At 38.0% G+C, this 14555-nt stretch carries 18 protein-coding genes; 17 read left to right on the top strand and 1 reads right to left on the bottom strand.

Annotated elements, in window-relative coordinates; genetic code table 11:
- Positions 1 to 3 precede the first annotated feature (3 nt).
- Both MHB84_RS00590 and MHB84_RS00585 read left to right on the top strand, forming a co-directional pair.
- Positions 4 to 801, top strand: coding sequence for an aminoglycoside phosphotransferase family protein (locus tag MHB84_RS00590; RefSeq protein WP_076289630.1), 798 nt, complete (start codon positions 4 to 6; stop codon positions 799 to 801).
- Positions 802 to 831: 30 nt separating this feature from the next.
- A complete protein-coding gene (locus tag MHB84_RS00585; protein ID WP_076289631.1) occupies positions 832 to 1293 on the top strand; it encodes a GNAT family N-acetyltransferase in 462 nt (153 codons plus the stop codon).
- 18 nt (positions 1294 to 1311) lie between these two features.
- Here MHB84_RS00585 and MHB84_RS00580 read toward each other — a convergent pair whose 3' ends face one another.
- A complete protein-coding gene (locus MHB84_RS00580) occupies positions 1312 to 1479 on the bottom strand; it encodes an EamA family transporter (RefSeq protein WP_341142990.1) in 168 nt (55 codons plus the stop codon).
- Between the two features lie 485 nt (positions 1480 to 1964).
- Here MHB84_RS00580 and MHB84_RS00575 point away from each other — a divergent pair, with 485 nt between their 5' ends.
- The 15 genes from MHB84_RS00575 to MHB84_RS00505 all read left to right on the top strand — a co-directional run bounded on the left by MHB84_RS00575 (position 1965) and on the right by MHB84_RS00505 (position 14551).
- Entirely contained in the window at positions 1965 to 2501 is a 537-nt protein-coding gene (locus tag MHB84_RS00575) for a GNAT family N-acetyltransferase (protein WP_076289633.1), read from the top strand.
- A 213-nt stretch (positions 2502 to 2714) separates the two neighbouring features.
- Positions 2715 to 3269 (top strand): GNAT family N-acetyltransferase, encoded by a 555-nt coding sequence (locus MHB84_RS00570; RefSeq protein ID WP_076289634.1) that lies wholly within the window; start codon positions 2715 to 2717, stop codon positions 3267 to 3269.
- Positions 3270 to 3332: 63 nt separating this feature from the next.
- Entirely contained in the window at positions 3333 to 3809 is a 477-nt protein-coding gene (locus MHB84_RS00565; RefSeq protein ID WP_076289635.1) for a GNAT family N-acetyltransferase, read from the top strand.
- A 174-nt stretch (positions 3810 to 3983) separates the two neighbouring features.
- Complete coding sequence (gene cysK, locus MHB84_RS00560; RefSeq protein ID WP_076289636.1) at positions 3984 to 4919, top strand: cysteine synthase A; 936 nt, start codon at positions 3984 to 3986, stop codon at positions 4917 to 4919.
- 135 nt (positions 4920 to 5054) lie between these two features.
- Entirely contained in the window at positions 5055 to 5522 is a 468-nt protein-coding gene (locus MHB84_RS00555) for a hypothetical protein (protein WP_076289637.1), read from the top strand.
- A gap of 73 nt (positions 5523 to 5595) precedes the next feature.
- A complete protein-coding gene (locus MHB84_RS00550) occupies positions 5596 to 6654 on the top strand; it encodes an alpha/beta hydrolase (RefSeq protein WP_076289638.1) in 1059 nt (352 codons plus the stop codon).
- A gap of 60 nt (positions 6655 to 6714) precedes the next feature.
- Entirely contained in the window at positions 6715 to 7479 is a 765-nt protein-coding gene (locus MHB84_RS00545; RefSeq protein ID WP_076289639.1) for a Nif3-like dinuclear metal center hexameric protein, read from the top strand.
- A gap of 56 nt (positions 7480 to 7535) precedes the next feature.
- Positions 7536 to 8477, top strand: coding sequence for a GNAT family N-acetyltransferase (locus MHB84_RS00540; RefSeq protein ID WP_076289640.1), 942 nt, complete (start codon positions 7536 to 7538; stop codon positions 8475 to 8477).
- A 273-nt stretch (positions 8478 to 8750) separates the two neighbouring features.
- Entirely contained in the window at positions 8751 to 9272 is a 522-nt protein-coding gene (locus MHB84_RS00535) for a DinB family protein (protein ID WP_076289641.1), read from the top strand.
- Positions 9273 to 9328: 56 nt separating this feature from the next.
- Entirely contained in the window at positions 9329 to 10795 is a 1467-nt protein-coding gene (locus MHB84_RS00530) for an amidase family protein (RefSeq protein WP_076289642.1), read from the top strand.
- Between the two features lie 168 nt (positions 10796 to 10963).
- Entirely contained in the window at positions 10964 to 11821 is an 858-nt protein-coding gene (locus tag MHB84_RS00525) for an MBL fold metallo-hydrolase (protein WP_076289643.1), read from the top strand.
- Between the two features lie 265 nt (positions 11822 to 12086).
- Positions 12087 to 12728, top strand: a complete 642-nt coding sequence (locus MHB84_RS00520; RefSeq protein ID WP_076289644.1) for a FusB/FusC family EF-G-binding protein — start codon at positions 12087 to 12089, stop codon at positions 12726 to 12728.
- A 151-nt stretch (positions 12729 to 12879) separates the two neighbouring features.
- Positions 12880 to 13323: a GNAT family N-acetyltransferase gene (locus tag MHB84_RS00515; RefSeq protein WP_083678923.1), complete on the top strand. Its 444-nt coding sequence runs from the start codon at positions 12880 to 12882 to the stop codon at positions 13321 to 13323.
- 53 nt (positions 13324 to 13376) lie between these two features.
- The gene (locus tag MHB84_RS00510) at positions 13377 to 14012 is read left to right on the top strand and encodes a hypothetical protein (protein WP_076289645.1); all 636 of its coding nucleotides are present in this window, start codon (positions 13377 to 13379) and stop codon (positions 14010 to 14012) included.
- Positions 14013 to 14050: 38 nt separating this feature from the next.
- A complete protein-coding gene (locus MHB84_RS00505; RefSeq protein WP_076289646.1) occupies positions 14051 to 14551 on the top strand; it encodes a GNAT family N-acetyltransferase in 501 nt (166 codons plus the stop codon).
- The last annotated feature ends 4 nt before the right edge of the window (positions 14552 to 14555 follow it).

Below are 14555 nucleotides of genomic sequence, written 5' to 3'. Positions count from 1 at the left end.
ATTTTGCCTGAGTACGAAGAAGCCCTAACCGGAGGCAATGTGAATAAGGTTGTAAAAGTAGGTAGCACAGTTAGGCGTGACGCTATACTGAATCCGTATGTATATGAATTGCTTAAGCACCTTGAAACGTTGGGCTATGCGCATTCCCCTAGATATTTGGGAGTAGATGAGCAGGACAGAGAAATCCTTTCTTACCTGGATGGTGTGGTTTCGGGAAATGACTATCCTGAGATTGAAAGTTATATGTGGTCTGATGAGATCTTAGACAAAGTAGCGAAACTTATAAAAAGCTATCATGATGCTACAGTGGATTTTGTTACATCTACGGTTTCTTTAAATAATTGCCCATTGATATCTTCAGAGGAAGAAGTAGTCTGCCATAACGATTTTGCATTGTATAACGTTGTATTTAAAGATCGGCTGCCTGTAGGAATCATCGATTTTGACATGGCAGGGCCTGGTCCGCCTCTATGGGATATCGTTTACAGCTTGTATACCTCTGTCCCATTAGCAGGTTTTTCACCGGGTAAAGATGAAAGAGAAGTCGTTCCATATAATAAACAGGATCATGCATCTGAGCGGAAAAGACGTATAGCGTTATTTTTTAACGCTTATGGTATAGATGTGCCGACAGATCTGAAGGAATGGGTGATTTCTCGAATTCATTTCATGTGTACCACACTATCTGATCGGGCGGCGTCTGGAGAAACAGCTTTTATCAAAATGGTTGAAGAGGGTCATCTGGCTCATTATGAGAACGAAATAAGGTTCCTTGAGAAACATTTCGGTGACTGGAGTTAATTGAAATAAAAAAAACGAAACGAGTGATATATTGTGATCAGATTAATACCTACTACAAGAGAGAACTGGAAAGATGCATTAAACTTACAAGTTCAAGCCAATCAAAATCATTATGTTCCATCAGTAGCCGTGTCCCTAGCGAAGGTGCACATTCGTCCAGATGGGGATGAGTACAAGTATCTACCATTTTGCATATATAACACGGAGGATACCTTAGTGGGTTTTGTTATGATCACAGTCGATGAAACAACAGCTTGGTCCTATTGGTTAAATGGTTTTATGATCGATGTAAGCTACCAAGGTAAAGGATATGGAAGAGCAACGCTAGATGCAGCACTTAGCTATATAAAAGAGAACTATGTCCATAGCAAGTGTCTGAGTTTAACGGTATGTGCAGAGAATGAAATTGCCAGAAAGCTTTATGAAAAAATGGGGTTTTCAGAGACCGGTGACGTATATGATGATGAAATTGTATATCGATTCGTTTTTTAAAAGCATTTTAACTTACTCCTACTTCTGTTTAACCAGTACAACACCGATGATGATGACCACAAGCCCAATCCACGTTTTCCAAGAAGGTACTTCCTTCATAAACCAATATCCCATCCATATGGAGATGAGAACTTCTATGCATTTGGCAATGACCAGAACATAGCCCAGTTGGCTGACAGTTTTCATTCCAAACTTGACGCCGTATCCTACGCTCAGATTAGCGGCGAGAAATAAAGGCAGCATCCAAAGATGGAATTTAAATGTGGACCAGAACTGAGTGTCAATATGCTTGCTTTGATATGAAAAAATAATGTTGATACAGGCTAAGCCAGCAAACATGAGCACAAAGCTGATAAGGTACAGCATAACATCACTCCCAAGGATAAGTAGTATGATTAATGTTTCCTTGAACCAAAAATTTTATCCATGGGCATGAAATGATGTTAGCGAAGATGAGTGAACCAGCTAAACCGATGATAGTGAGGTTGTTTCGACGGGTCAATGATTCCAAAAATCAGACGATATTCGTTACGTTCAGTCAAGTAATCTGGAAAACATTTCTATGATGAATTTTACATAAAAGCAATATAGAATTCATTAAATTCCACACGTCCTTTTATATACTTAGTTTGTTTGACTCAGCGAACTAAAAGGACTAGGTGGTCGTTTAAATGTTAAAAAAACGAGACTTGCACGAATGCCACTCACTGCATGATTTAATGGTCGACCCCGCTGTTTTTCCATACGTTCGTCATAAGTGCCGATCTTATGAAGAATATTTATTTGCTACTAAACAGGTGATTGATGAAGAAGAGCAAAACACATGTATTTCCAGAACGATCCTTAATGAGCTGGGACATCCCATCGGAACCATTGATTTATATCACATGGAACATAATACAGGTTTTCTTGCAACATGGATTGGAGCCCCTTATTTCGGAAAAGGTTACAATCAACGAGCAAAGGAAGCCTTCTTCGCTGAGTTGTTTCTTCAACATGAAATTGAAACAGTCTTTCTTAAAATTCGAAAACAAAACATTCGATCCAAGAAAGCGGTTGGAAAATTGCCTTATGTCAAATTAGTCATTGATATTCACCACGAAGTGTATAAGTTGATAAACAATACGGAACAAATCTATGATTTGTATTATGTGAATCGTTCTGACTTTATGGCAAATGAAGAGATGAACCATGTAGTTGCTACGTAACAACTAATTTCGATATCTATTCAAACGAAATCCCGCCAGGTTTGTCCTGTCGGGATTATTATTATTTTCTTTTGAGAATTATTAATTTTGCAGATAGGAAACAATAAGTAGGGATGCAGGAATATGGAAATTAAGGTCGAAAGAAGAGATATAAGCAAGAATGAAACAACGTTATAAGCAAATCGTAAAGTATTTTAATTCTGAGGTGATGTAATGGAGATCAAAAAAATAGAGAAACTATCCAATGAAGATTGGCTTCAACTTGGAAGCTTTGGATATAAATCAACTCAAAAATATGAGCTTACCAGAAAAGAGACACAAGATTCCTTTAGTATGAATTTAACGTTGATAAATTTGGATGACATCTACGAAAAAGAAGAATTGAACAGCACAGATGATTTGGAACGATATGAAGAAATCATACAACTGGGATTTTCTTATGGAATATATATAGATGGGAAAATCATAGCGCTCGCCATTTCTGAACCACAAACTTGGAATAATACGCTGATGATATGGCATCTTCAGGTGAATGAAAAATACATAAGAAAAGGATATGGGAGACTGTTGATCAATAAAGTGAATGAGATTGCCCAGGAACAAGGTTTCAGAGCGATCACGTTAGAAACCCAGAATACGAATGTTCCAGCCATTCATTTTTACAAGCAATGTGGTTATCAAATTGAAGGAATTGATGTATCACTATATTCAAATAATCATAGTCAAAACGAAGAAATAGCTTTGTATATGAGAAAGAAGATCCAATAAGAGTAACTGGGTATTACCTTGAAACCGCTTAAATCTATAATGTTTGGTGAGGAGAGAGTCTGCATGATTACGCTCAGAAAAATAACACTAGATAACCGACGATCTATATTTAACTTGGAAGTTTCAGAAGAGCAGCGACAATATGTTGCATCAAACCTATCAAGTGTAGCATCGTGTTATGTTCTTGCAACCAATGGCGGCTCCCCATTCCCACTTGCAATTTACGCAGATGAGCAACCTGTAGGTTTTGTAATGATAACTTACGGAATCACGGGTTATGATCTTCCTGTCATTGCTGACAATAGCTATTGTATTTTGCGACTGATGATTGACAAGCAGTACCAGAGCATGGGCTATGGCCGGGAAGCATTAAAGAAAATATTGGAGTTTATTCGAACTTTCCCAGCTGGACCTGCACGTTATTGTTGGATTCCATATAGTCCTGATAACTTGGCTGCCAAAAAGCTATATGAGAGCTTTGGATTCCATGAAAATGGTGAGGTGTGCCATGATGAGCTCATAACAGTATTGGATTTGTGATCTCAATTTTTAGATGGGGATTTTATAACAAAGGTTCACGCTCAGTTTAATAACTCTTGCTTTCCTATGTTATAAAGTAGAAGTTCAATAGTTGTATTATTTTACCATACATGATAATGTGATGTTAAAACCAACTAATTTAGTTGGAAATGTATTTTGGAGGTATGATCATTCATGACTAATATTGCGAAGAATCTCACAGATCTGATTGGAAATACACCGCTATTGGAGCTTTCTAATTTTGCGAGAAAGTATCAAGTCGAGGCGAGGATCATTGCTAAATTGGAATACTTTAATCCAGCAGGTAGTGTAAAAGATAGAATCGGATATGGAATGATTAAAGATGCTGAAGAGAAGGGGTTAATTAACCAAAATTCAGTGATCATAGAACCGACTAGCGGAAATACAGGTGTAGGACTTGCTTTTGCAGCTGCTGCATTAGGATACAGATTAATCATAACGCTTCCTGAGAGTTTCAGTGTAGAACGTAGGAAGCTGTTGATCGCTCTGGGAGCAGAACTAGTTCTTACACCTGCCACAGAAGGAATGTCTGGAGCCATCAAAAAGGCTGAAGAAATTGCGGCTACAATCCCTAATTCATTTATACCTCAACAGTTTAAAAATCCAGCAAATCCACAAGTACATAAGGTAACAACCGCAGAGGAGATTTGGAGAGATACCGAAGGCAAAGTGGATATTTTTATTGGTGGAGTTGGTACAGGCGGAACCATATCAGGAGTTGGCGAAGCACTTAAACAAAGAAAAGAAGATGTGAAGATTATAGCTGTAGAGCCTTCGGATTCCCCGGTGCTTTCTGGAGGTACTAAAGGAGTGCATACCATTCAAGGAATTGGTGCCGGTTTTGTTCCCGACAATTTTAATAGATCTGTAGTTGATGAGATCGTACAGGTAAGCAATGAAGATGCATTTGGAACAGCACGTTTTTTAGCTAAATCCGAAGGGTTATTAGTTGGTATTTCGTCTGGTGCTGCTGCATATGCAGCAGTGCAAATTGCCAAAAGGCCAGAGAATAAAAATAAAAGTATAGTTGTTCTATTTCCGGATACAGGTGAACGATATTTATCAACAGACCTTTATCCAGAAGCATAAGACGGAAATGTTAAGCTGCCCTCACCGCTTAAAAGCATCGTTGCCGTTTCTTTGAAGAATTTAAACTGGTGAGGGCATGGATTCACAAACGTAATATGCAACCTCGGAAATCGATAAGTTTTGGAGGTAGTTTCGGTGAAGAGAAGGTGGAAAATAGTAGTTGCTTTATCACTCATTGTATCTGGAATCATTGGTGTATATTTAATATTGAATCAATATATAGTGCTTGATCGAACGAGTCAAGAATTGGGCATTTATGAAATCGTTTCATCCCAAGCTGATGTGGAGGTTGTAGTTGAAGGAACAGGTAAACAAAATATACTAGGAGACAGAGTCTCTACCAAGATAAAAATTGTAAACATCTTATTTAATAATACCTCCAATAATCTTGTTGAGGGAAATGAAATTGAAGCTAATGAGTATTTAGTAGTGCATCATAATAGACAAGTGAGTGGACTGCAATGGACCCCAGGAAGAAGTATCTTCAGTATGGGCACAAGCTACAAACGCTTGAAGAAAGGTGAACAACAAACAATTCACTTAAAACTTAATAAAGAAACAAATCAATTTTGGATAATGCCTGAAGAGTTAATTATAAAATGAATTTAAGGCTAATCAATGAAGTTATGGAATCATACATTCAAGTCAATCTACAAATATTATAAGGGTGAATGCAATGACTGTTGGAAAAAAGGTTTTTGTTTTAAAGGATGAATCACGTATTGATCCGATAAGTAAGGAAACCAGAGAAGTGCTCATTAGTATATACTATCCTTCCAATCCAGTGGAGCATGAGTCGAAGTATATTTCGTTATTTGAACCTAATATCTCTTCCGCTGTTGATATGCTCTCTAGTATGGGAGTGGATAAGGATTATATATGTAATCTGGATACAAAAATACATAATGATGAGAGTGTTGATATTACGGCTAAAAACTGTCCCATTATTTTTGTAGCTCCGGCTTTTGGTGTCGTTAGAGATATGTATTCCTTTTGTGTAGAACATTTAGTCGGGTGCGGATTTGTTGTCATTACTATAGGAGCCACTCATGAATCTATATTTTCCATTTTTCCTGACGGTCGCTTTGTCCAGCAATCCAAAGAGATATCCGAAATAGAAAGTTTAGATATTCATTCTTGGAAACAATTATTGAAGCTTAGAGTTGAAGATATCAGTTGGGTTTTGAAAAATGTAGATAAAGTCTTGGATTCAGATAAGGGTCTTAAGGCCATAGTGGATGTGAATGAAATGGGGATCATTGGTCATTCATTAGGTGGGGCTGCTGCTTATGAATTGCTTAAAAGAGAAAAGAGAATTAAGGCTAGCATTCTATTAGATCCTAGTTTCCATTTAATGACGACGAGTAAGGAAGAGAGAGTAACTATTCCGTTATTGGTAGCTCGGCAAGAGAAATGCTCGTTTGAAGAACTGGAAAATGAAATCTCTCCAGACCTATTGCCTTTGTTACTAGGTGGGTATGAGTCTTTGTTTAACTCGAGTGATCTGAATAGTTCATTTATTAAATTAAACGGTACTCATCATATGACTTTTAGCGATATTCCGATACATTACAACGAAGATGGGATAGAACACAAGCATTCCACTATTAATAAGTATATCTCTGCTTTCCTTGAGGAGCATTTAAAGAAGGAAGAAAGTAAATTTCATGAGCTGCTGAAAAATAAGATTAATGACGGAATTGATCAAGTAAATAGCAAAGGACATGTTATTTAAGGGTATTCAAGATAATATTGAAATCGTTCACAACAATTATGTTTAATTGGGGGCACTTTAATGAATGTTCAACAATTCAAATCGCAAATCGAAGAATTATTTGGCCCATTACTTTTAGAGTTTAAAGAAGATGAAGAGTATGGTTTCTGTAATTTTTCATTAAATAATTACGAGAGAATTGGTTTTGCAACAAACATTACTCCTGAGATTGTTATGCAGGCTGCTGAGATGAATGTTGATTTAATAGTGACCCATCATGATGCATGGGATTTTGTTTATGGGATGAAGGAACGTTGCATAGAGCTATTAGAAGAATATAATATTGCACATTTCTATATTCATTTACCTTTAGATTATGTTAATTTCGGTACATGTGTTTCTTTGCTTAATCTACTAGGAATTAGTAAAATTGTTCAGCAACCTTATCAGTTAGATAGTAAAACTGTAATAGGTATTGGGGAGTTTGCATCTCCAATAACATTGAAACAACTAGTCGGGGATATGAACAGATTATTGGGTGAAAGAGTCTACTTTCAAAATAATAATAATAAAGAAATTAAAAGAATAGGTATGATTACAGGAGCAGGAAATGGGACTGACCAGTTGAGAGATGCTATGAAAAGTAATTGCGACGTTTACATTACTGGCGAAAAAACATTATATACAGTGCAATATGCTAAGTTCATAAAAATGAATATCATTGTGGGAAGTCACACCTATACTGAAATTTTCGGAGTAAAGTCTTTAGCTCAAAAACTTCAGGAGAAATTTAAAGGTATAGAAATATTGCAATTATATGAAGAACATTTTGAAGTAATGGAGTAGTTAACAGTCACAGGGTAGAAATTAAATGGGTTAGTTTGAACGAGGAGGAATGACGCATGGAATTAAATAATTGGTCTGAGGAACTTTATTCTTATGATTTATCAAATGAGTATTCCATTCAAAAGGCTGAGCCCGAAGAATGGGGACTGTATTGTTCCGTCTATTATAATATGGCCTATACTGGATTTTTTAGAGAGGAAGACTACTTCAATGTTTCGCGGAACAACTCTTTCTGGATTTATAAAGGAGAGTCAAAAATCGGTGGGGTAAGGATGGCACCCAATACGTTATACCATCTATTCTTTATGCCCCCATTCAATGATTCATTTGAGGTACTGAAGCTTCTTAAAAGAATACTCATAAAATGGTCTGATGCAACTCAACGTATCAAGATATATGAAATTCTCCCCGATCAAGTACATTTATTTACGAGGGCTGGATTCTGGCCAGATGATTTCAGATGTCGCTGGATGCAGCGCCCGACAGATCATTTCAATGTGCGTTGGGATCATGATTTTATAGTTAAGAGCCCCGAAATTATTGAGAATGAAACGGGTGCTAAGCAATACATTAATGAAGATGAAATCGCTCAGTGTGACTTTGACAGCTTTGTAGGAGGTTTTGAAGCCTTACGCAGAAAGAAAACATCCCTTGAAGACTTTATCCCGAACGAAGAAATCTATTTTACCAATGAGAACCTAACTCAAGCTTCTACACTTGTATATGATAAGGTTACTGGACAACTCATAGCCAACTGTCGCCTATGTTTGCAGGATAATCAAGCAGCAGTATATAGCATCGGAGTCAACCCCGCTTTTAGAGGAAAAGGACTTGCTACACGCATGCTGCAAAGAGCCCTGACTTCTCTTAAAGACAAGTATCCAGTTCTAAGGTTATATGTCATGGAAGGCAATGATGCCGAATCAGTTTATTTTAATCTTGGATTTATTCCTGGCGTTCAAGAGATACAAACGATGTATGTTCCAGTACATGAGTAGTCACAGTTAAACTATTAACCCGAGTGGATCTTTTTGAATGGGCAGCATCGCTGTTTCTAATCTCTCGGGTTTCTGTTGCTTGAGGAAAGGATGGTTATTATTGGGACTATATTAATGTTGGTAGTGTCTTTGTTTTTTGGTATTTTTGTTGTGAAAATCGGAATGGATAATTCCAAGAGTAATCAGTACACCAAAGAAATATTGCAAGAATTAAGAGAAATCAAGGAGATTCTAAGGGAAGAACGATGAAGACAACCTCAAGGAGGCGTTAGGGTGGTTTATGATTTAAAAGGCGATGCCAATATGTCACCTGTTGTTGGGTTGTTATTTGCTGCGGTTATAGAAAACAGCCAACGACTCCAACGAATCACGGAAGGTATGTCGCAAGAAGAAATAGATTATAAAGGACCTAATAACAACTTCAATAGTACCGCTCAATTAATAAAACATATCACCTACGTCGATCTGAATTGGGCTTATCGAATAAAGGGACGACCACTTCCTCAAAACTTAAGAGAGCAACATGGTCCTATGATTGATGAAAATGGCAGACTTCCGATGGTTCAGGATATATCTTTGAGTACACTTATGTCGACATATGTAGGTGTCATAACCATGTTAAAGGACGCGTGTACACAATTAACGGATGATGATCTAGCGAGGATTGTCACTTTTGGACATGAGAATGAGAAGCAAGCGACCATACGCTGGGGTATATGGCATATCGCTGATCACAGTCGTTATCATCAAGCCCACATTAATCAACTTCGAAGATGGTATCATGAGGCTCACTAAAGAACGTTGAAAAAGCGTTGTGGTGATAAGTTGAGGCACAAAGAAGAGGTGAGGGCATGGAAAATTTATCTGAACTGAGCCATGTTAATGTTGAAGAAAACACGATTTTTGAAATACAGGCTGCCCTGGAAAAGGGAGAGCTTTGCTCAAGAGACCTGATTCTGTATTACTTATATCGTATTGCACAATATGATCAAAATGGACCAAAGATCAATTCTGTTTTGGAAATAAACCCGGATTCGATTTTTATTGCAGAGGCCTTGGATGCTGAAAGGAAATCAGTGGGACCCAGAGGACTTCTACACGGGATTCCGGTTCTGTTGAAAGATAACATAGAAACCAACGACAGAATGCATACAACTGCTGGAGCACTGGCTTTGGAAACCCATATTAGTTCTAAGGATTCTTTCCTTGTTGGTAAACTGAGGGAAGCTGGGGCAATCATACTTGGAAAAACTAATATGACAGAATGGGCAAATGGCATGTCTTCGGATATGTGGGCAGGATACAGTGCTAGAGGTGGACAAGTTTTGAATCCTTATGGCGATTTTTTTCCAGGGGGTTCAAGCACAGGTTCCGCTGCTGCGGTAGCTGCTAACTTTACGATGGTTTCTGTAGGAACGGAAACATCTGGTTCCATATTAAGTCCATCCATTCAGAACTCTATTGTTGGTATCAAGCCAACTGTAGGTTTAATAAGTCGTGCTGGTATAATACCGTTCTCACACTCGCAAGATACTGCTGGTCCAATGGCAAGGACTGTGACAGATGCAGCAATCCTACTAGGGATACTTTCTGGAAAAGACGAAGATGACCCTGCTACTTGGAAAAATTCGTATTCTACAATAGACTATACAACATGTTTAGACCTTAATGGGTTGAAAAATGCAAACATAGGCATCTTCCGTAAAGCCCCCCTTACACGATATCGTGATAACGAAGAATATGATGAAGTTCTATTTGAGAACGCTGTAATTCAGATCAAAGAAGCTGGGGCTAATATTATTGAAGATATTGACATCCCATCGTTTGACCGGAAGTGGGAGTGGAACAAGTTGAATAATGAATTTAAGCATAGCGTTGAACATTATCTGCAAAGTCTTCCATCGCATTTACCTGTGAATACCCTCAGTGAATTAATCGCATGGAACAAGAAAAATGCAGAAAGGGCTTTAAAATATGGGCAAAACCATCTCGAATATAGAGAACAGTTGAATAATCCATTGAATAATTCGAGTTACATCTTAGAGTTAATAACGGATCTATATCATTCGCAAAATAACGGCATAGATTATGCTTTACATAACTTTGGACTGGACGCCATTGTTTTCCCCTCTTATGTTGGTGCTGATCTTTGTGCAAGAGCTGGGTATCCATCGATCGCTGTACCTGCGGGATATAAGGAAAGTGGAAGGCCATTTGGTATCACATTTGCAGGTAAAGCCTTTAGTGAATTAGTGTTGATTCGTATTGCATTTGCTTTTGAACAGCTAACAGCTCATAGAAAAAAGCCGAACTTATAACATTGGAAGAGCATCTGGTGAGATGAGGAACATTCAGTTCATGTGAAAAACAAAAGGGGGTGATTCCATTGGTAAACAAATAAAATGAGAAAATCTAAATGTTGATTTAAATAAGCATGCAGATTTTCTCTCTTATGGATCAAGAATTTATTATAGAGGAGAATGAACATGCTAAAACAAATAAGTGAATCCATCTATTATCTATCTAACCAAAATGATAAAGAAAGACCGACATTGGGGTTAGTTTGCGGTGATAAATACAGCCTCGTCGTTGACGCTGGAAATTCGGTTCAACATGCAAGGGATTTCTTACATGAGATAGAGAAGTTAAACGTTCCGCCCGTTAAATATGTGGTCATCACTCATGCCCATTGGGATCATTTTTTAGGAATGAATGAATACGGAGCTACGATTATTATGAATAGTCTAACTAACCAAAAGATGAATGATTGGCGGAACTATTCTTACGATGACCACTCTCTACAGGAGTATGTGGATTCCAAGAAGATGACCACACTGTGCATGGAAACGATACAACATGAAATACCGGACAGAGACACATTTCAATTAAGCCACCCGGATATCATTTTTGAAGAATCACTTCATGTGGATTTAGGTAATAAAGTGTGTATTCTGGAAACCATTCGCAGCACCCATACCGATGATTCAACCATTGTATATATTCCGGATGAAAAGGTCATTTTTCTGGGCGACAGTGCTTACAACACAACTACAAATTCCCTATATCATATCAAGCAAGACAAGTTAATGCCTATGATTGAGGACATTCGGCAATATGATGCCGTTCATTTTTTGCTTGGTCATGAGTCGATCTGTGACGTGGAGGAGATGGCTACGTATTGGAGAGAGCTCATCTCCGCCAATAATGCTGTGAAATCCACATCCTTAGAGGAAGCGATTGAGCGATTTGAGGTAGCCAATGATCGGAAAGCAAATGACAATGAGCTTTTCTTCTTACAAGGATTTGTGAATGATCAGATATTACAATCAAAAACAACGGCATAAAAGAACATCCATGAAAACTCATTTCAATTGATCCATATGAAGTTCTCTGATATACTTTTCGCATGATATTTGATTGGGGGTTACTCAGATGGCAATGCTGAATTGCTCGTTAGCTAGAAATAACTCATGCAAAGCCTGATCGGGGGCGATACTTTGCGTGGGGCGCGATAGCTTAAATTCTTTCGCCCATACTTAATATTATCGTTTCTAATAACAGGCTTTGCCCTTATTGATTTTTTCTACAAAAAATAAGGAGCTGAAAGCTATGAGTACACCATTTATTAGAAACCACCAATATAATTTGATTAAAAGACAAGCGGAATTTGTTCGCAAAACCGTGCAATCCGCCGCGGATCGCAGGGTTCTGGAGACTGTAAGATACAGTGCTGCAACAAACATCATTGATGCATTTACGGATCTGACAGAGAATCAGCAGCAAATGCTGGAGCAAATCTCGTCGCTGGAGACAACAGACGATTTTCAACGGTATATGAAAGCACTAGAACCATACCTGGAGTTGTATCCACCGATTACGTTGAAACAAATTCAGAAGTTATTTCCGAAGAACAAAAAGATGAAAATGCCTGATTTAACATCCATTGATTTTCGATATGTAACATATCTGAGCTGGGTAGATATTGCAACGAATAAATTATTCGTTGTGTATCCGTTCGAAGGACAGTTTATCGGTATTGAGGGAAGAATAACGCCGACACACAAGAAGGGGTACTGCCTATTCTGTAATCGGCATCAAGAGCTTGCATTCTTCACGGTCAAGACCAAGAACGCTTTACCGGATAATTATTCTGCGATTGGTCAATACGTTTGTATGGAGAACCAAGGATGTAATCACAGCATTACCAATACAGAATCGCTGGAGAAGTTCATTCTCTCCGTTCGTAAATAAGGTTATATTAAGTAAAGGGCTGCCTGCAAAGGCGGCCTTTATTGCTTATGATTTCATTCCTAAAGGGTGTACAGAAATCATTGGAAAAAGAGGTTGAACATTGTTAACATGTAATCATAGACAAATACTATGAAATCGTGAGGACGTTAAAATGAATAACCCTGCTGTTAACGATGAATTGAAAATTGTATTTGAAGATCATGAGGAGGATTACCATGCTGTCTGTAGTAATCTGTATCAATACAATCTAAGAGAAACAAATGGTCTGTTAAAGAAACCTGGCAAAAGCATCAATTTGTTTTTAAGGGATAAGACAGGCAAAGCAGTAGGTGGAATCTTCTGTGCTACGTACTGCTATACTTTATATATTGATAACTTTTGGATTGATGAAGAATACAGGGAAAATGGGTATGGGAAATCATTAATCATGCAAGCAGAGAGCATTGCTGTTAGTGAGGGTTGCAAACTTTCACATACAAGTACATTTTCTTATCAGTCTCCTGAATTTTACAAGAAGATGGGTTACGACGTGTTTGGAATGATCGATGAATACCCGGAAGGAATTATTCAGTACTTCTTGAAGAAAAGATTATAGACCTACATAGGAATCTCAGCAACATTATATAACATCTACAAAGGAGAAATGATATGACGGTCGTTGGAATCTTGGGGACAATTCATAATCAAGAATTAAGAGAGAAATATAATAGTTCACTTACCCTGTATGAGGATCTGATTACAGAATTCAACCCGGATATGATCTGCGGTGAAGTGCATCCCCAGAGTTGGAAGAAGTATATCAAGGATAAACAGGATAAGGGATACTGGGGGGAGCCAGCCAGTGAGTATTGGGAGCTTATCTTTCCATTATGCGAAGAACGAAATATAGAGTTTGTGCCTATTGACTGGTTTGAGTTAGATGTCTGGAATGCTTTTGATCCATTTAACGGCTTCTCAGAAGAGCAGCGTGCAGCGTTGGAGAAGATCGATGATGAATGGTTTGCTAAACAAATGAATACACATGACGTTGGGTCGATTCCCTTTAACTCGGATGCATTTGATACTATGACGAAACAAAAATATGAATGGTTGGATCAGATTAATCCAAAAGCAAATAACTTTAGATGGATCGTACGAAATCAGATCATGATTCAACGTGTGAAGAACACGTATCATTCGAATCCGGGTAAGAAAATTCTATGTGTTGTGGGAGCAGATCATAATTATATTTTCAAAGAGGAATTGATCAATGAACCTATTGAATTAGTATATCCATTAAGATAGTTCAATGAATAGATTATAACCTTCAGGAGGTATATTCCATGATCAGATTGTGCAACAGCATGGACGCAGATACAATGGTTGAGATCATTAATGATGCAGCAAAGGCATACCAGGGTGTAATTCCCGAGGACCGCTATCACGAACCCTACATGCCATTGCAAGAATTGAATCAGGAAATCCGTGATGGCGTTGTATTCTGGGGCTTTGAAGAAAATAATAGATTATGGGGCGTTATGGGAATTCAGGATAAAGGTGATGTTGCTTTAATCAGGCACGCATATGTAAGAACTCACCAACGGGGGAGCGGAATAGGCACAAAGCTGTTGGCTCATCTGGTGACATCCACCGATAAACCGATATTAATAGGAACCTGGGATTCAGCAGAATGGGCTATAAAATTCTATTTGAAGAATGGCTTTACCCTAGTTTCGTCCGATGAGAAGAAGCAGTTATTAACTCAATACTGGAACGTTCCCGAAAGACAAATCGAGACCTCTGTCGTTTTATGTGACGAGAAGTGGAGCAGTGTTGGAATGTAAGAGT

It is taken from the genome of Paenibacillus sp. FSL F4-0087 (genome assembly GCF_038020215.1).
Taxonomy (GTDB): Bacteria; Bacillota; Bacilli; order Paenibacillales; family Paenibacillaceae; genus Paenibacillus; species Paenibacillus taichungensis.
Note: the sequence above shows the minus strand (reverse complement) of the source record. Positions and strands in the feature narration are given on the sequence as shown.